This is a genomic window from Seonamhaeicola sp. ML3 (assembly GCF_023273855.1).
In the GTDB taxonomy this organism is placed as follows: domain Bacteria; phylum Bacteroidota; class Bacteroidia; order Flavobacteriales; family Flavobacteriaceae; genus Seonamhaeicola.
Genome location: NZ_CP096884.1, coordinates 163,791 through 181,850 on the forward strand (window position 1 = coordinate 163,791; position 18,060 = coordinate 181,850).

The window sequence follows — 18,060 nt, forward strand, 5'->3', positions numbered from 1 at the left end:
GTATTCCCGTTAAAACCGGAATACCTTAAACTTATAATATATTTAACTGTATTAGTCTAAAATCTCAGTTACCTGACCTGCACCAACAGTTCTACCACCTTCACGGATTGCGAAACGTAAACCGATGTTCATCGCAATTGGCTGAATTAATTCAACAGTGATAGTTAAGTTATCTCCAGGCATAACCATCTCAACTCCATCAGGTAAAGCAATGTTACCAGTTACGTCAGTTGTACGAACGTAGAACTGTGGACGGTAGTTGTTGTGGAATGGTGTGTGGCGACCACCTTCTTCTTTTTTAAGGATATAAACCTCAGCTTTGAATTTAGCATGAGGAGTTACAGAGCCAGGCTTAGTGATTACCATACCTCTAGAGATTTGAGTTTTCTCAATACCTCTTAATAAGATACCAGCGTTATCTCCAGCTTCACCTCTGTCTAATATTTGACGGAACATCTCAATACCAGTAATTGTAGAAGTTAATTTCTCAGCTCCCATACCGATAATTTCAACAGGATCTCCAGTTTGAGCGATACCAGTTTCAATTCTACCAGTAGCAACAGTACCACGACCAGTAATAGAGAACACATCTTCGATTGGCATTAAGAAGGGCTTATCCATGTCACGAACTGGTTCTTCAATCCAAGAATCACAAGCTTCCATTAATTCCATAACTGTATCCACCCATTTTTGCTCACCATTAAGTGCACCTAAAGCAGAACCAGAAATTACAGGGCCATTATCTCCATCATACTCATAGAAAGATAATAAGTCTCTAACTTCCATATCAACAAGCTCTAAAAGCTCTTCATCGTCAACCATATCAACTTTGTTTAAGAAAACAACGATACGAGGAATACCTACCTGACGACCTAATAAGATGTGCTCACGAGTTTGTGGCATAGGACCATCTGTAGCAGCAACCACTAAGATTGCACCATCCATTTGAGCAGCACCAGTTACCATGTTTTTTACATAATCGGCGTGACCTGGACAGTCAACGTGCGCATAGTGACGGTTAGCAGTTTGATACTCTACGTGAGATGTATTAATAGTAATACCTCTTTCTTTTTCTTCTGGAGCGTTATCGATTTGATCGAAATCTTTAGCTTCAGATAAACCTGCGTCAGCTAATACTTTAGTAATAGCAGCTGTTAAAGTTGTTTTACCGTGATCTACGTGTCCAATAGTACCTATATTTAAATGTGGTTTTGAACGATCAAAAGTTCCTTTTGCCATTTTTTAAAAATTTAATCTTAGTTATATAATAATATTAGTGTATTCTAATTCAATTCTAAATTGAGCCAACGACGGGATTTGAACCCGTGGCCTCTTCCTTACCAAGGAAACGCTCTACCCCTGAGCTACGCCGGCGTAAAGTGTTTACATCCTCATTTAGCTTAAATGAGATTCCTGCCTTCGCAGGAATTTTAGAGCGGGAGACCAGGTTCGAACTGGCGACATTCAGCTTGGAAGGCTGACGCTCTACCAACTGAGCTACTCCCGCTTTTTGATTTAACGATTGACGATTTACAATTTTTGATTTCTACACTTTAAAATCTATACTCGTAATTCTACAATCTAAATCTAAATAAGTGGGAAGAGCAGGATTCGAACCTGCGAAGGTAAAAACCAACAGATTTACAGTCTGTCCTCGTTGGCCGCTTGAGTATCTTCCCAATTAATTTTCAATATTTCCAAGAACTTTTCTTCTTTCTTAAGAGCCGATAGAGGGACTCGAACCCACGACCTGCTGATTACAAATCAGCTGCTCTAGCCAGCTGAGCTATATCGGCATTTTTTTACACTTTTTTGCATAAAAAAAGTCCGCTATTTCTAACGGACTGCAAATGTATTGATTTATTTCATTATTCAAAACATTTTTTTAAAAATTTTATGGATTAAATAACATTTAAAATTCTGTTATTTTTTCACTTTAAATAAGATAGTAGCATTTAAGAAATCCACTGGGGCTATGCTATAAATGAGCTCTTAGTTTTTCTTTTCGCTTTTTTAATTGTCTTTCAAGTGAAGACGCTGCCATATCAGCACCCTCCTCAAAAGATTTACATTGCTTTTTGACTACAAAACTATCTCCGGGAACACTTACTCTGGCTTCAAAAATTTTATTCTCTTTATCACTGGTATTCTCTACCTTCAAAAAAACATCAGATTTTATTACTTTATCATAAAACGTATCTAGCTTGTCCATTCTTTTCTGAATGAAATCAAGTAGTTTTTTGTCTGCGCTAAAATTAACTGATTGCATGTTTACCTTCATAATTTTACTTTTTTTGGTTAGACAGTAAATTATTGCTGTTACTTCTTACTTCTTGGGTGTGCATTTATGTGCACTTTTTTTAATTCGGCTATGCTATTGTGGGTATATATCTGTGTGGCAGCCAAACTGGAATGTCCAAGAAGTTCTTTTACAGCATTTATATCGGCACCTTGGTTTAGTATATGTGTAGCAAAAGAGTGCCTTAAAATGTGTGGACTCTTTTTTACTTTTGAAGATGCCTTACTAAAATAGTTATTTATTATTCGGTAAACAAGTGTTTCGTAAATTTTAGATCCCTTTTTAGTTAAAAAAAGAGCGTCATGATGATGAATTTCATCAAGTTCAGTTCTTAAATTTAGATAGTTTCGTAAGGTATCCTGAACTGGTTTTATAAGCGGCACAATCCGTTCTTTATTTCTTTTACTCAGAACCTTAAGTGTCTTGTTGGTTAAATCAATGTTTGATAGTTTTAAATTCACAAGCTCTATTCTTCTTATCCCCGTAGAATAAAATAACTCTATCACTAATTTATCCCTTATACTCTCAAAATCCTTATCATCATAAAAACTGTCCAACACATCTACTATTTCAGTTTCAGAAAACGGTACCTGTACCTTTTTTCTTGTTTTCAAGGCTTTATGCTTAGACAAAGGATTGATTTGAATATTACCAATTCTTAAAAGAAATTTATAATAAGAATTTAATGAAGAAACTTTTCTGTTTATGCTTCTATTTGCAAGTCCGTTATCCACCATCTGCACAATCCAACTTCTAATTTGAGAATAATTGACTTTATCTAAATTATTGGTATCATGCTGAGACATAAGAAATTCCAAAAAACTTTCTATGTCCTTTTTGTAAGCATTTACAGTTAGTACAGAATACTTTTTTTCCAGTGACAAATAGTCTGCAAATGATTTAATGGACATACTTTAAAGTTGAAAGTCTAAAGTTAAAAGTTTATTTTGAATGAAGACGTTTTTCAAATAAATCACCAATAAGAAGTTTACAAAACAAAAAATCCCGCTAAAAGCGGGATTTAATATCTGTGATTGGCAAAAAATTAAATGTTTTCTGCGTCTCTTAATTTTTGAATGTACTGAGCCTTTTGAATTTGAGCTCTACGTGCTACAGAAGGCTTTGTAAACTGCTTACGAGTCTGTAATGCTCTCTTTGTACCAGTTCTATCAAACTTTCTCTTATAACGCTTTAGCGCTCTATCTATATTTTCTCCTTCTTTTATTGGTATAATTAACATAGTTCTTAACCTCCTCTCTTTTAGAATTTCGCTTGTTTCTTTAAGCGGGTGCAAATATATAAACTAATTTATAACTCACAATTTTTAACAACAAAATAGTTTATGTAGCTTGTTTATATTCTTTTTTATCGATTACCATCTTAGATAAAATCTCTTTGAGAATTTCTGATGTCCCGCCACCAATTGGCCCCAATCTACTATCTCTTAACATTCTTGCAAGCGGATAATCTTCCATATAACCATAGCCCCCCAGAAATTGTAAACATTCGTTAATTACATAATCTGCCATTTTAGTGGACTTCAACTTAGAAATAGAAGCTTCTTTAACCACATATTCTCCCCTATCTAATCTGGAAGCTACAGCATAGTTATAGGCTTTGCATAATTCCATATCGGCATACATATCCACATATCTGTGTCTTAGTGCCTGAAATTTATTTAATTCTTTGCCAAAGGCTGTTCTTTCAGACATATATTGCAAGGTATACTCTAACGCATATTCTGCTCTAGCATGAGCATTAACTCCCATAACCAATCTCTCAATGGCGAAATGCTGCATGATGTAAGAGAAACCAAGATTTTCTTTTCCAAGCAAATTAGAAACTGGTACTTTCACACAATCAAAAGCTAGCTCAGCAGTATCAGATGCTCTCCAACCCAATTTATTTAGTTTCGTAGCAGATATGCCTGGCGTGTCCCTATCTATAACAAAAATACTAATGCCTTTATTACCTAGTTCGGGACTTGTTTTAGCTGTAACCACTAAATAGTCGCTGTAAACCCCATTTGTAATAAATGTTTTAGATCCATTTATGATGTAATGATCACCTTCTCTAACAGCCGTAGTTCTCATTCCTGCTACATCACTGCCTCCTGAAGGTTCTGAAATACACAAGCAACCAAGTTTGTCTCCAGAAATACTGGGAACAAGATATTTTTGTTTTATCTCTTCAGTTCCTTCAGCATTAAGATGAGTCATTGATAGATATACATGCGCCCAAACGGAAGCAGCAAAACCTCCAGAATTAACTCTCTGAAGCTCTTCTTGCAATATTACTGTGTAGAAAATATCTAAGTCTGTGCCCCCATAGGCTTCAGGATAATGGATGCCGAAGAACCCCATATCACCAAACTTTTTCCAAATAGAGGGGTCTATTGTTCCTGTTTCTTCCCACTCATCTACATGTGGAACAACTTCTTTTTTTAAAAAATTTCGAAGGCTGTCCCTAAAGAGATTATGTTCTTCTGTGAAGTACATTTTCGTCATATCAAAGCAAAATTTTAATCAAACAACAAATATAATCCAATTATCTCTAATTTATTTACTGGGAAGTCTTTTACTTTTGTTAATTCTTCAATGTTTTTATAGCCCTCTCTCAATGTACGCTCTTCAATAATATTATAGGCAATATCATAATCTATGTATTGAACAGTTACAAGCTCATCAATAGAAGCTGAATTAATTTTAATCTTAGTTATTGGTCTTGGCGTTTTTACTGTAAATTCTTTCGTAATGCGTTCTACTACCTCAGGAGTTAGTCCATAGATATAGTTTAGCTGAACATCAGCTATAAAACCGCCAACAAATTTATTTCGGTATTTAACAATTCGTTTCGAAAGTACTTCTCCAACACCATTAACAGTTTGAAGTTGTTGAGAGGTCGCCTTATTTAAGTCTATCTTCTGTTTATACGTTTTAGAGACCTTAAGTTTTGGTAAATCTTTGTTTGCATTTAATGTTGTGTTCGTTACCCATTCAGGAAATTTGAAATACTTTGAAATGGCCACCAATAGAGAATCTGAAATTTTGGTTACCTCTTGAAATTCTTGAGTAGAATTAATCCATTTCCCTTCACTTCTAAATTTTAAAAGTCTATCGATTTCTTCATTAGACATACCTAAACTTGCTCCCTTATAATCTGAAATAAAGTTTGGATTGAAAGGGTATATTTTTGGTTTTCTAGACTCAATCTCGATAGCCTTGAGTGAATCGAGTTCTTTACTAAAAGCATTGATTGCCTTCTCATCAACAACAATTTCTTTTGAAGAGAAGTCGATAAAGAAATATGCACACTGAAGTACTACTATTAGCACTAATAATAAGAAAATCCCATTTCGTTGCTGTTTAGTAAACGTAAAATGGGATTTCATATGTCTTTATTTAAATTCTAGGATTTTGCTTCTTTTATAGCGCCTATATAACGCTTAACCTCATCCCTAACTTTAGGAAACAAGAAATATAAACCTATTACATTGGGTACCGCCATAGCAAAAATCATAGCATCCGAAAAATCTGTTACAGCTCCCAAGCTAGCAGCCGAGCCTACTATTATCATGAAACAAAATAGAATCTTAAAGGTGTAATCTGAAGCCTTGGATCTACCAAATAAAAACATCCAAGACTGTAAGCCATAATAAGACCAAGAGAGCATTGTGGAAAAAGCAAACAATACAACAGCAATAGTTAATACGTAAGGAAACCAGGGCAACACAGATGCGAAAGCCTTAGAGGTTGCTAAAACACCATCTGGAGCCTTAACACCATACTCCATTATACTTCCATCTCCATTGGTTATGATAATTACAAGAGCTGTCATAGTACATACAACTACTGTATCTATAAAAGGTTCCAATAGGGCCACCAAACCTTCAGAAGCAGGGTATTTAGTTTTTACAGCAGAATGTGCTATGGCTGCCGACCCAACACCAGCTTCATTTGAGAAAGCTGCTCTTTGAAAACCAATTATTAAAACGCCAAGCATACCACCTGTAATTCCTTTTGCGTTAAACGCACCATCAAGAATTTGGCCAAATGCAGAACCTATTTGGTTTATATGCATGAATATTATGACTATGGCCGCCAAAAAGTATATCCCAACCATAAACGGCACAACTTTTTCTGTAATACTACCTATACGCTTAATACCTCCAATTATAACGATTGCTACAAGTACGGCCATGATGATTCCGAAGATGACTCCCGCAGAAGTAGAGTCGGCCCCTATCATGTTATTAAACTGCTGAGCTGCCTGATTGGCCTGAAACATATTGCCGCCACCAAATGAACCTCCAATACACATAATTGCGAAAATTACAGCCAACACTTTACCTAAACCACTTTTACCAACATCTGTTAGTCCTTTTTTCAAATAATACATTGGTCCTCCATATACTGTTCCGTCATCACCAATATCTCTATATTTTACGCCTAATGTACACTCTACAAATTTTGAAGACATACCCAATAACCCGGCTACAATCATCCAAAACGTGGCTCCTGGCCCTCCTAATGAAATAGCAATAGCAACACCTGCAATATTTCCTAAACCTACGGTTCCAGATAGCGCTGCGGTTAAAGCTTGAAAATGAGACACTTCGCCTTCATGATTTTCTACTGCAATAGTTTCTAAAATATCGCCTCCAGGGGTGGGATCACCTTTCATACTCATAGACTCATGATGGTCAATGTCATCATACTTTCCCCTAACAATATTTATAGACACAGGAAATAATCTAATATTCGCAAACTTAAAAACTAGGGTGAATATCAAACCTGCGGCCAACAACCAAATTATTACAATGGGCATAGAGACACCCTCAGTAAGATTTATGGAAGTAAATATAAACCCACTCCAAGCTTCTGAAATTGGCGCAAACCATTCATTAACCTTTTCATCTAAACCTTTTTCAGCGGTTTCTTGGGCAAATGTTAAAATTGAAAATGTGAGGGTAAAAAATAAAAGAAGATACTTCTTCATAATATATGTTGTATTTATTAATTATTTGAGAAAAACAATGTATTGGATAAGCAAGATGCTAAAAATAATCGACTCGTTAAAATTGATGTTAGGTTTTAAACATTTTCAATTTCAATATCGAAAGCCGAATTTAGTTCCTCTATTTGCTCTGGTCTACCTAAAACTATAATTTTTGAATTGGTCTCAAGTAAAATTTCTGGTTCCGGATTTACAGTATATTCACCTTTGGAATCCTTGTAACCAATAATGGTACAACCCGTTCTTTTTCTTAGGTCCAGATCCTTAATAGTTTTGGCTTTTTGTGAACTATATAATTTTTCTACTGCAACTTCCTCTATATTTATGTTAGACTCCCCAACAATGGCCAAATTATCTATAAATTCCATAAGGCCTGGAACCACAACTAACGAGGCCATATGGTCGCCTCCTATCATATCGGGCAAGATAACATTATCGGCACCAGCAAATTTAAGCTTATTGTAAGACGATTCTTGAGACGCCCTACTTATTATATTGATATTTTTATTGAGTTGTCTTGTAGATAATACTACAAACAAATTATCGGCATCGTTAGGTAAGGCCGAAATAAAATTAGAAGCTCTGTCTACACCGGCTAAAAGCAATGTTTCATCTTCGTTAGCATTTCCAATGACGTAAGGCACCTCATCTAACCTCAAGCGCTCTTCTACTTCTTTATCTTTCTCTATAACAACAAAAGCCTTGTTGTGTGCTTGAAGCTTTCGTACGGCTTGTTTTCCGTTTCTTCCGTAACCACATATTACGACGTGGTCTTTAAAACCGTCAATCTGTTTTTGCATCTTTTTATGTTTTAATTCTTCGACATCGTTCTTACTTAATATGTACTCTGTAATTATGGAAATCGCATAACCAACTATAACTACACTGGCTAGTATTAAAAATATAGTAAATATTTTTGATTGATCATCTAGTGGTTGAACCTCACCAAAACCCACTGTTGTCATGGTGATAACGGTCATGTATAGTGCGTCGACTAGACTATATTCTGAAATAAACATAAACCCAACAACACCAATAAGCATAAGTACTCCTAACAACATTACAGCTGTGTAGATTTTTGACCGAAAAAGTCTAACTAAAGGGTTACTCATAAAAAATTACAAATCAAAAACAGACGACCGCTTTGTATAAATTAAATCCTTGATACGCATCCAAAATGCCAAAAACAAATACAAAGCAAACCCAAATCCAACGGTTACAAAAGTTAAGTACATGAAGCTAGTTCGAACAACCTTAGCCCTTATGCCAAACCTGTCTGCTATGCGTTGGCAGACATAGTAACCATGTTTTTGAAAAAAATATAGTGGTTTATATATGTTCATCCCGCAAGTTAATCTTTACTTAACAAGTTTAAAAGTTTATTGGCTTAAAATTGTACTACCAATGGCACATTGTATGCATCTATTTTTATCACAATATGCCGATTTAAGTTGAATAAGCGCTTGAGAATCCATTGCAGACCTAGAAACTTGCTTTAAATTATTAAACGATGTAATTATACTGTTCTTTTCTGAAGCTATTTTACTGGCTATTTTCAATACCTCATCCTGAGAATCATGTCCTAACTGCTTTGAATAACAGAACTTAATCGGCAACATGGTATTGATTAAAAGTAAGTCTATGAAAGATTTAGTTAACGTCTTAGCAGAGGCTTTAGATTCCTTTTGAAATGTATAATGATTCTTCCAAAAATCTGAAGTCGAAACTCTAAACAGTTTATAAAAACCATCTCTATTATTGGTTTCTATAATTTTTGAGAAGAGGTTTTGATGTTCATGGTATAAACAGGCCAATTGAGAAAGCCTGATAGTTGGAAAATTTAAAGGACGTAGCCTGAAAAATTTCACAGGCAAAACATGATTATTATTCAAACCAAACTTTTGACCAAGAAACTTGTATTCACTTTGTAAAGTCTTGAAATATGAGGTTTCTAAGTCTGATTCCAATAATCCTGCCTGACCAAACAGCAATGCTTCCAAGCTTGTTAAATTAGATTGTGTTTTCCTAATAACAGAAAAGTCAACCGACTTGGCTAAACTTAAAAATGCTTCACCATTAACCTTTAACCCAAAATTTTTGGCCAACATTTTAAACAGAACTGCCTCCCAATCGTTTCTAGATTCTTTTAGTAATTGGTTTATGGTTTCAGATTTCTGCTCTAACCTCTCAAAATACAATCGCTCTAACCAATTATCAATAACGAAATCGTCTACCTGGTCAAAACTAGCTTCACAATTAATCCATTTATTATGATTGGAATACAACTTTTCGTAGTTGACTATAATATCCCTCTCTATCAATTGCTTCAACTCTAATGCTGGAATAACCGAATTATCGCTTCTGTAAATTTCAGAATCATCTTCCCAAACCACATGTAGAATAACATTATCGTAGGACGCATCTGTTTCATGATTGTGCAGAAACCAGTCTGATGACTTAACATGCACCTCTACATTTCCCGCCCACAATTGTTCTCCAATAACAATTTTTGCATTAAAAAAATCGGGTCCAGAATCTTGATTGTGATGCCCAACAGACTGAATATCTACAAGCTCATTTTGAGTAGTCTTTAAATTGTTAAGCCGAAATTTTTTATACTTCCAGATGTAATGTAAGAATTCTTCTTGCATGCGCCTAAAATAGAAAAAGTTACATAACTTTGAAATACATTATAAACTTAGTTATGGAATCTTTAACACTTACCACACCGGCTTTACTATTCTCTGCAATTTCGCTTATTATGCTAGCCTACACCAATAGGTTTCTTGCTTATGCAGCGACCATTAGGAGTTTGCATGGTAAATATCTTAAAAACAAAGACGGTATTCTTATGGCACAAATACAGAATATAAAACGAAGACTGTATCTAACTCGTACTATGCAAATACTAGGTATTTCGAGTTTATTGCTATGTGTACTTACCATGTTTTTAATATATATAGAACAGCAAGTTTTTGCTATTTGGGTATTTGGCTTAGCACTTCTACTATTAATTGCCTCATTGGCTTTTTTGATTTTAGAAATACAAATTTCTGTAAAGGCACTGGAGCTTCATATTAGTGATATAGAGGGAAACTAATTTTAAAAAAATGAAAGTATCGATACTTTTAATCAGCTTAATGATATTTCAAAATCAAATGACAATATTCGATTCTAATAAAAATAGTAATAACAGCAACTGGCGTATTGTTGATGATGTGGTTATGGGAGGCCAATCTAATGGAACTTTTTATATAACCGATGCCGGCAAGGGAATCTTTTCTGGTAATATATCGCTTGAGAATAACGGTGGGTTTTCTATGGTACAGTATGCATTTGAAACGAAAAACATTTCTAGTTTCTCCAAGGTATCGATTTATCTGAAAGGCGATGGAAAAACGTATCAGTTTCGGGTTAAATCCAGCATTGATGATAGTTATTCATACGTAATCTCTTTTGAAACCTCTGGAGCGTGGGAGACCATCGAAATACCTTTCAATACCATGTATCCTTCATTTCGGGGGCGCAAACTAGATAAAGCAAACTATCCGGGGCAACAACTTGAAATGGTTGCATTTTTAATTGGTAACAAAAAAGAAGAACGTTTTAAATTAGAAATCGATTCGATTGTTTTAAAGTAAGTTTTCTAAAGAACTCAACTTATAAGAGTTTATGAACAGCTCCTAACCGCAATAGAATTAATCAAACCTAATTGCTTTAACAGGAGAAATCTTCGTGATGATATAGGACGGCACCAAAAGCATCAATAAACACAATACCAATGTACCAATGTTTAAAGCTATTATATAACCAGCACTAATATAAACTGGAGCCTCGGTAACATAATACACACTTGGGTCTAACGGAAAAAGTTTAAAATACTTTTGAGCAAATAGAAGCCCTAGCCCTAAAATATTTCCCCAAACCAAACCTAAAATGATTAGGTAGGAAGCGTTGTATATAAACAGTTTTCTTATGCTCCAATTATTACTTCCTAGTGCTTTTAAAATGCCTATCATTTGGGTACGTTCTAGGATTAGAACGAGCAGCGCCGTTATCATATTAATTCCAGCCACTAAAATCATAATACCAATAATTCCATAAATATTGGTATCAAATATTTTAATCCATTCAAATATAGAACTATACTTGTTTGTGATGGTCTTGGTGTTTAATACCGATGGTGTATTATCATAAATTTCATAACCCTTTTGTTCTAGTTTATCATAGTCCTCTATAAACACCTCAAAATTTCCCACCTCCGTAAAATGGCCTTCTTCATCTTTTTTCCATTTATTGATGCGCTGAATATGACGCATATTCCCTATGATAAACTGAGCATCTAAATCCTGAAAACCAGATTCATAAATCCCCACGACTTTACACTTAAGTCGGCTGGGTATTTTTTCTGGGTCGTCTTTAGAAAATAACATTTGAAATGTGTCATCCAACTGCAGTTCTAACCTATTTGCCAAATATTTGGAAATTAAAACGTCTTCACTCCATTTTTTGGAATAATCGGGCAATCTTCCTTCAACTAAAAATTCATTGAAATATTTCCAGTCATAATCCATCCCAACCCCTTTGAGGTAAGCAGCTTCAAAATCGGTATCGGTCATAATCACACCATATTTCGAAGCTACAGCTTGTATATGCGCAATACCATCTACCGTTTTAAATTCCGGATAAAATTCCTGATTTATTGAAATTGGAGTTATACTTTCTTCAGAATTGTTACTATCGTAATTCGTAATAAGTACATGTCCATTAAATGCGACCACTTTATCTCGTATTTTTTGTTGCAAACCAATACCAGTTGCAATAGCGATCATCATCACTACCATACCTATAGCAATAGCCGCGATACCAATTTTTATAATTGGAGCCGAAACACTACTTTTATACGACTTACTACTAATAATGCGTTTAGCTATAAAATACTCGTAATTCAATTTTTATAAGCGGTTTATCTATGTTCAAAAATACTGTTTTATTATTTGTTATTGTACTTATTTCTTGTGCTTCTAAAGTGAAAAAAGAGAATGAAAAAATTGATGAGACCCTGAAACAAGTTCAGGGTGATAAAGACATTGTAGTTGGTGCTAATCAAACTGAAATGTATTTGCCAATGTTAGAAGGAAAACGCGTTGGGATTGTGGCGAATCAAACCAGTGTAATATTTAAAGAAGAGATTACCACGTCGCTCAATGCTCCTCGTAATGACAGATATACCCATATGGTTGACTCCTTACTTACATTAAACATTGCTATTAAAAAAGTATTTGCCCCAGAACACGGCTTTAGAGGAAAAGCAGATGCTGGTGAGCATGTTGAAGATGGCTTCGATACCAAAACAAATTTGCCCATTGTGTCCCTTCATGGAAAAAATAGAAAACCCACGCAAGAACAACTTCAGGATTTAGATGTTGTTATTTTCGATATTCAAGATGTTGGCGTTCGGTTTTACACCTATATTTCAACGCTTCACAACGTTATGGAAGCCTGTGCTGAAGTTAATGTACCTGTCCTCATTTTTGATAGACCAAACCCCAACGGACATTATGTTGACGGGCCAACTTTAAACATTGAAAACCAAAGTTTTTTGGGAATGCACCCAATTCCTTTGGTTCATGGTATGACCATTGGCGAATATGCTCAAATGATTAATGGAGAAAAATGGTTAGCTAACGGTTTACAATGCAACATTAGCATAATTCCAGTAAAAAACTATAATCATAATACGCCTTATAGTTTACCGATACGCCCTTCCCCAAATCTTCCAAATGACCAATCCATAAAGCTATACCCCAGTTTAGGTCTTTTTGAAGGCACCAACATTAATGCCGGAAGAGGTACTGAACATCAATTCCAACGCTATGGAGCACCATTTTTAGACAAGAAAAATATGAGTTTTACTTACACGCCCGTCGCTAATTTTGGAGCTAAATACCCCAAACATCAAAACGTGTTATGCTACGGAGAAGATTTAAGAAGCGAAGAAATTGATGGCAAAATGACCTTGAAATGGATTATCAAGGCTTATCAAAACTCAACAGATAAATCAAAGTTCTTTAATACTGATAATTTTACTAAACACGCAGGCACAAATCAACTCCAAAAGCAAATTGAATCTGGTTTGAGCGAGGCTGACATCAAGGCTACTTGGCAAGAGGATTTAGAAGCTTTTAAAAAGACTAGAGCAAAATATTTACTCTATGATTAATAGATTCCTGCCTTCGCAGGAATGACAAGCATTACCTTATGAGTTTAATTAACCTATCTGGATAATCGGTAATGATACCATCAACTCCAAAATCTATCATTCGCTGTAGATTCTCATTTTTATTTACAGTCCAAGGAATTACTTTAAAATTTTTAGCTTGAAGACTTCTCACGGTTTTGGCATCTAATAATTTAAAATAAGGGCTTATAATCTCTGGAGCATAAGACATTTTTACCAGCTTATCCTTAATGTTTTCGTTTTCGTCAACTAATAAAGCCACAACCATATGGGGAGATTGATTTTTTATTTCTTCTAAAATTCTCAAATCAAAACATTGTAAATTAGTTTCATAAAAAGCGTCATTTTTATTTACAACCTCTAAAACCAATTGAACAAACTCTTTCGGAATAGGTGTATAAATAGTATCATATGCTGGTCGAGCCTTCAACTCTATATTGAATTTTATTTTAGGATTTTTTCCTTTAGTCACCTTAATAACTTCATCTAAGGATGGTTTATAAGTCCTTAGTTTTTTCTGTTCTGGAAACTTAGGGTAGACTTTACTCCCACAATCAAACTGCTTGATACTATCAAATGTCATTTGATACAAATTGAATGCCTTATCTAAACCCTTTGATATGTCATTTCCAGTTAAATCAAAACAATATTTTCTACTTATAAATGGTTCATGGGATACTACCACAACACTATCTTTTGAAACCACAACATCTAGCTCCAAAGTATGCACACCTAAATCAATAGCTTTATCAAAAGCCTGTATAGTATTCTCTGGCATAAGCCCTCGACAACCTCGATGGCCTTGAATATCTATAGTTTTTAATGAACTATAATTCATAACTAAAGTACTTTTTCCTTATTTCTAATCAAATGATATTCTTAACGGACTACTGTACATGAAACTAAACCCAGAGCTTTTAACTTCAATATCAAAGTCTCTTTTTAATATATACATGTGTTCTGGAGCAACTGCGATAAGAATCACAATTATTGAAAACATCACACTAATAGGAATTAATACCAAGGCTAAAGTTTTTGATGGCTTAATTGTTATAAACCTATTTATACCCAGTATTACTAAAAGCCAAAAAATAAAATACAAGCTAAAGTCAACCAAGAACTCTAATACGAATATTTGCAATGACATGGATGTATGCCAACCTTCGCTTATAAATGCTAACGGAAAACCGTACAGAACTGTATTAGGTGCATCTACTACCTCTGCATACCAAAACTTTGTAAATACAAAGAATGAAATAATTGTAAGTGGCAATACAACTTTTAAAATAAGTTTTTTCATGCTTCAATCAGCTATCTGGAGTAATCGTAGGTTTTTCATATTTCTGAAAAGGTTGTTTTAATAACGCACCAATATGGGCATTCCTACGCTCATCTGGAAATACATCGACACCATATATCAATTTGTCTCTATCCAATTCCATATACGTGCCCAAGAGCCGGTCCCAAACCGAAAAAATATTACCATAATTAGAATCAGTGTAAGGTAACCTGTAATGATGATGCACTTTGTGCATATCTGGAGATACCAAAACATAACTAATGGCCTTGTCAACACGTTTGGGCAATTTTATATTCGCATGATTAAATTGTGTTGCTACAACAGAAAGTGTTTGATAAAGCATTACCAGCGCTATTGGCGTACCAATAATAAAAATACCTGCCAAGGTAAACACATAGCGCACCAAACTTTCTAGAGGATGGTGGCGATTGGCAGTAGTTGTATCTACATGATGATCTGTATGATGTACCAAATGGACCATCCAAAGGGGTTTTACTTTATGCTCAATAAAATGCGGTAGATAAGCTCCAATAAAATCAATTAAAAATATACCAATTACCGCATAAAGCCACAAAGGCATTTCGGGCAACCAATTCAAAATCCCAAAATTATTTTCCACGACCCAATTAGACGATTTTAGAAACAGAAAAGCCAAGGGCATATTTATTAAAATAGTTGTTATGGTAAAGAAAATATTGGGTACGGCATGCTTCCATTTTTTATAAGGCTTGCCAAATAAGGGCAACATCCCTTCTATTAACCAGAAAAGCGTTAAGCCACCAACTATAATAATGCCCCTATGAAGCGATGGAATATCTTCGAAATAGTTTAAAATCTCCTGCATAATACATTTAGTTTGTTCTAAATATACAACACTTCAATAAATTATGCACGCATAACTGTTTTACAACTACTTGATTTGCTGCTTCATGGCCTCTACTATATTGAAAGCCGCCGGACAAATAGCCACATTTTTTAAGGTAAGATTGGAGATTTGCTGAAACTTTTTCCTGTCGGTATGCGGAAATTCTCGGCAAGCCTTGGGTCTAACCTCATAGATCGAACAGTAATTATCGGCGCCTAAAAAGGTACAAGGCACACTTTGTAACACATAATCGTTTTCTTCATCAATTCTTAAATATTGTGCAATGAATTGTTGCGGTTTTAATCTGAAAAATTTTGAGATACGCTCAATATCTTTATCTGTAAACAATGGCCCAGTAGTTTTACAACAATTAGCACATGCTAAACAATCGGTTCGTTCAAATTCATCATCATGCAATTCCTGCATGATATAATCTAGATTTTTTGGTGGCTTCTTTTTGAGCTTCTGAAAGAACTTTTTGTTCTCGTTATGTTTATCTTTGGCCTGCTTTGGAAGATTATCTATTATGTCTTGCATAGCGCAAAAATAAACAAACCTGTCATTCTGAACGAAGTGAAGAATCTTAATAATTATTAAGATGTTTCGACTGCGCCCAACGTGACCAATTTAGATTCCCGCCTTCGCGGGAATGACAAAAACAATATGCGAGACATTTTTGGCAAAGCATTATTAGAGTATCAAAACGGAGCTTACACCGAAGACATCATAACCTCAACAAGTATTTCTAATGATGATGTTTTACCACTTCCCTATTTATTTAGAAGTTTTTTAGAGATGCCAAAATTGGAACAAAAGGCCTTGCAACTTGCCAAAGGAGAAGTTCTTGATGTTGGTTGTGGCTCTGGAAGCCATAGTTTGTATTTACAGAAAAAAGGCTTAAATGTAAAAGCTATTGATATATCTAAGGGCGCTATTGAAGTGGCTAAGCTTAGAGGCATTAAAAATGCCGAGGTTTTAAATATTCTAGATGAAACCGAAACTTATGACACTATTCTTTTACTAATGAATGGTACCGGCATCTTCCAAAAATTAAATCTGGTTGCTAAGTATTTAAAACACTTGAAAAGCCTGTTGAAACCAAACGGACAGATTTTAATCGATTCTTCTGATATTCAATACATGTACGAAGATGACGATGGCGGAATTTGGATGGACACCAACGCCGAATACTACGGCGAAATAGACTATTTTATTACCTATAAAGGTGAAAAGGAAGTGCCCATGACATGGCTCTATTTAGATTTTAACACTTTAAAATTAGCCTGTGAAACGGTGGGACTGAAATGCGAATTGATTACGGAAGGTGAGCATTTTGATTATTTGGCTAGGTTACATAAATAAGGCCTAATAATACATTTCTTCCGAATACCTAATTTGACTTTGTAATATTTTTCTACTACCTTCGTTTAGCATTGAATATAAGACATTGAAACGTCGCATATCCACAAGTTACCATACATTTGAAAAATGACGAACACATTGAAATATTTAGGTCTAATTATAATATTTTCCATTATCGGATTTATAATTCGAGATTTGTTTTTTGACTTTTCGCATTCTCAAATAACCAACGAAACTATAATTATTGGAAACAGAACCGCTAGCGGACAATTTTACTCTCATATTTTATTCGCATTATCAATCGGAATTATTCCACTATTCTATCTGATTATAAAAAAAATTACGAAAATTAACTTTTTGAATAAAGGTTTAATTTCGTTTGGAATAATCGTTATTTGTGGAGTTTCACTATGGTTATTCAGAACATTTCAGTTAAAAAACAGATTTCAAAATATATCTGATTTTTATAATGGAAGTGAAATTAAAACAGAACTCAATTTTAGCACTATGAGTTTGAATAGTCTGAATTTTGGACTTTACTTATTCTTAGGTTTTATAATCGGAACAATATTGAGTATTTTGATTTTCAAGAATAAAAACAAAACAACAGTAGTATAAAAAACGTATGGTAACAAAGTGTAAAAATAATTGCTTGGTTCTTGCCTACTCGGAAAATCCTGCAGATTTTCCTCTGGTTCGTTCCTTTTTTGCTAAGTTAGTTGCTTAACCACGCAACTATCCTTACACAAACCGTTAAACGAACCTCTAAAAAAACAAATAACTTTCTAATAATAGTATTGCTAGCAAATAAGTGCGTTAAGGATTGAGGCATTTGTTGAAGCTCCTCGACGCAGGAGAGAGCGACTGCCGAAAGCCTGACCCGATAGGGGAACGCCCAAATAAAAATGAGACCCTGAAACGAGACTTCGACTGCGCTCAGTCTGACAGTTCGGGAAGAGAGGTTCCCGCCTTCATGG

General features: G+C 34.7%; 19 protein-coding genes and 4 tRNA genes. 4 read left to right on the forward strand and 19 right to left on the reverse strand.

Annotated elements, in window-relative coordinates; all coding sequences use genetic code 11:
* Nucleotides 1-51: 51 nt before the first annotated feature.
* The 14 genes from tuf to M0214_RS00795 all read right to left on the reverse strand — a co-directional run bounded on the left by tuf (nucleotide 52) and on the right by M0214_RS00795 (nucleotide 9,966).
* Entirely contained in the window at nucleotides 52-1,239 is a 1,188-nt protein-coding gene (gene tuf / locus M0214_RS00730; RefSeq protein ID WP_248723567.1) for an elongation factor Tu, read from the reverse strand.
* A 63-nt stretch (nucleotides 1,240-1,302) separates the two neighbouring features.
* Nucleotides 1,303-1,374, reverse strand: a tRNA-Thr gene (locus tag M0214_RS00735).
* A gap of 60 nt (nucleotides 1,375-1,434) precedes the next feature.
* Nucleotides 1,435-1,507 (reverse strand) — tRNA-Gly (locus tag M0214_RS00740).
* A gap of 89 nt (nucleotides 1,508-1,596) precedes the next feature.
* Nucleotides 1,597-1,679, reverse strand: a tRNA-Tyr gene (locus M0214_RS00745).
* A 43-nt stretch (nucleotides 1,680-1,722) separates the two neighbouring features.
* Nucleotides 1,723-1,796 (reverse strand) — tRNA-Thr (locus M0214_RS00750).
* Between the two features lie 182 nt (nucleotides 1,797-1,978).
* Entirely contained in the window at nucleotides 1,979-2,281 is a 303-nt protein-coding gene (gene hpf / locus M0214_RS00755; protein WP_248723568.1) for a ribosome hibernation-promoting factor, HPF/YfiA family, read from the reverse strand.
* A 38-nt stretch (nucleotides 2,282-2,319) separates the two neighbouring features.
* The gene (locus M0214_RS00760) at nucleotides 2,320-3,210 is read right to left on the reverse strand and encodes a tyrosine-type recombinase/integrase (protein WP_248723569.1); all 891 of its coding nucleotides are present in this window, start codon (nucleotides 3,208-3,210) and stop codon (nucleotides 2,320-2,322) included.
* A gap of 134 nt (nucleotides 3,211-3,344) precedes the next feature.
* Nucleotides 3,345-3,539, reverse strand: a complete 195-nt coding sequence (rpsU, locus tag M0214_RS00765) for a 30S ribosomal protein S21 (protein ID WP_248723570.1) — start codon at nucleotides 3,537-3,539, stop codon at nucleotides 3,345-3,347.
* Between the two features lie 100 nt (nucleotides 3,540-3,639).
* Complete coding sequence (locus M0214_RS00770) at nucleotides 3,640-4,806, reverse strand: acyl-CoA dehydrogenase family protein (protein WP_248723571.1); 1,167 nt, start codon at nucleotides 4,804-4,806, stop codon at nucleotides 3,640-3,642.
* Nucleotides 4,807-4,820: 14 nt separating this feature from the next.
* A complete protein-coding gene (locus tag M0214_RS00775) occupies nucleotides 4,821-5,690 on the reverse strand; it encodes a helix-hairpin-helix domain-containing protein (RefSeq protein ID WP_248723572.1) in 870 nt (289 codons plus the stop codon).
* Nucleotides 5,691-5,707: 17 nt separating this feature from the next.
* A complete protein-coding gene (locus M0214_RS00780; RefSeq protein WP_248723573.1) occupies nucleotides 5,708-7,297 on the reverse strand; it encodes a sodium:alanine symporter family protein in 1,590 nt (529 codons plus the stop codon).
* A gap of 95 nt (nucleotides 7,298-7,392) precedes the next feature.
* The gene (locus tag M0214_RS00785) at nucleotides 7,393-8,427 is read right to left on the reverse strand and encodes a TrkA family potassium uptake protein (RefSeq protein ID WP_305879788.1); all 1,035 of its coding nucleotides are present in this window, start codon (nucleotides 8,425-8,427) and stop codon (nucleotides 7,393-7,395) included.
* Nucleotides 8,428-8,433: 6 nt separating this feature from the next.
* Nucleotides 8,434-8,658: a PspC domain-containing protein gene (locus M0214_RS00790; RefSeq protein ID WP_248723575.1), complete on the reverse strand. Its 225-nt coding sequence runs from the start codon at nucleotides 8,656-8,658 to the stop codon at nucleotides 8,434-8,436.
* A gap of 36 nt (nucleotides 8,659-8,694) precedes the next feature.
* Nucleotides 8,695-9,966, reverse strand: coding sequence for a DUF2851 family protein (locus tag M0214_RS00795; protein ID WP_248723576.1), 1,272 nt, complete (start codon nucleotides 9,964-9,966; stop codon nucleotides 8,695-8,697).
* A 53-nt stretch (nucleotides 9,967-10,019) separates the two neighbouring features.
* Here M0214_RS00795 and M0214_RS00800 point away from each other — a divergent pair, with 53 nt between their 5' ends.
* Complete coding sequence (locus M0214_RS00800) at nucleotides 10,020-10,415, forward strand: DUF2721 domain-containing protein (RefSeq protein ID WP_248724982.1); 396 nt, start codon at nucleotides 10,020-10,022, stop codon at nucleotides 10,413-10,415.
* 10 nt (nucleotides 10,416-10,425) lie between these two features.
* Nucleotides 10,426-10,956, forward strand: a complete 531-nt coding sequence (locus tag M0214_RS00805; protein ID WP_248723577.1) for a CIA30 family protein — start codon at nucleotides 10,426-10,428, stop codon at nucleotides 10,954-10,956.
* A gap of 57 nt (nucleotides 10,957-11,013) precedes the next feature.
* Here the strand turns inward: M0214_RS00805 and M0214_RS00810 are convergent, their stop codons facing one another.
* Nucleotides 11,014-12,267, reverse strand: coding sequence for an ABC transporter permease (locus M0214_RS00810; RefSeq protein WP_248723578.1), 1,254 nt, complete (start codon nucleotides 12,265-12,267; stop codon nucleotides 11,014-11,016).
* 20 nt (nucleotides 12,268-12,287) lie between these two features.
* Here M0214_RS00810 and M0214_RS00815 point away from each other — a divergent pair, with 20 nt between their 5' ends.
* The gene (locus M0214_RS00815) at nucleotides 12,288-13,538 is read left to right on the forward strand and encodes an exo-beta-N-acetylmuramidase NamZ domain-containing protein (protein ID WP_248723579.1); all 1,251 of its coding nucleotides are present in this window, start codon (nucleotides 12,288-12,290) and stop codon (nucleotides 13,536-13,538) included.
* 31 nt (nucleotides 13,539-13,569) lie between these two features.
* Here the strand turns inward: M0214_RS00815 and M0214_RS00820 are convergent, their stop codons facing one another.
* The 4 genes from M0214_RS00820 to M0214_RS00835 all read right to left on the reverse strand — a co-directional run bounded on the left by M0214_RS00820 (nucleotide 13,570) and on the right by M0214_RS00835 (nucleotide 16,258).
* On the reverse strand, nucleotides 13,570-14,394 hold the full coding sequence (locus tag M0214_RS00820) for a glycerophosphodiester phosphodiesterase family protein (protein WP_248723580.1): 825 nt from the start codon (nucleotides 14,392-14,394) through the stop codon (nucleotides 13,570-13,572).
* 24 nt (nucleotides 14,395-14,418) lie between these two features.
* The gene (locus M0214_RS00825) at nucleotides 14,419-14,856 is read right to left on the reverse strand and encodes a hypothetical protein (protein WP_248723581.1); all 438 of its coding nucleotides are present in this window, start codon (nucleotides 14,854-14,856) and stop codon (nucleotides 14,419-14,421) included.
* Between the two features lie 7 nt (nucleotides 14,857-14,863).
* Nucleotides 14,864-15,700, reverse strand: a complete 837-nt coding sequence (locus tag M0214_RS00830; protein ID WP_248723582.1) for a sterol desaturase family protein — start codon at nucleotides 15,698-15,700, stop codon at nucleotides 14,864-14,866.
* Nucleotides 15,701-15,766: 66 nt separating this feature from the next.
* On the reverse strand, nucleotides 15,767-16,258 hold the full coding sequence (locus tag M0214_RS00835; RefSeq protein WP_248723583.1) for a YkgJ family cysteine cluster protein: 492 nt from the start codon (nucleotides 16,256-16,258) through the stop codon (nucleotides 15,767-15,769).
* Between the two features lie 126 nt (nucleotides 16,259-16,384).
* Between M0214_RS00835 and M0214_RS00840 the strand changes: the two genes are divergently transcribed.
* Nucleotides 16,385-17,083, forward strand: coding sequence for a bifunctional 2-polyprenyl-6-hydroxyphenol methylase/3-demethylubiquinol 3-O-methyltransferase UbiG (locus M0214_RS00840; protein WP_248723584.1), 699 nt, complete (start codon nucleotides 16,385-16,387; stop codon nucleotides 17,081-17,083).
* Nucleotides 17,084-18,060: the final 977 nt, after the last annotated feature.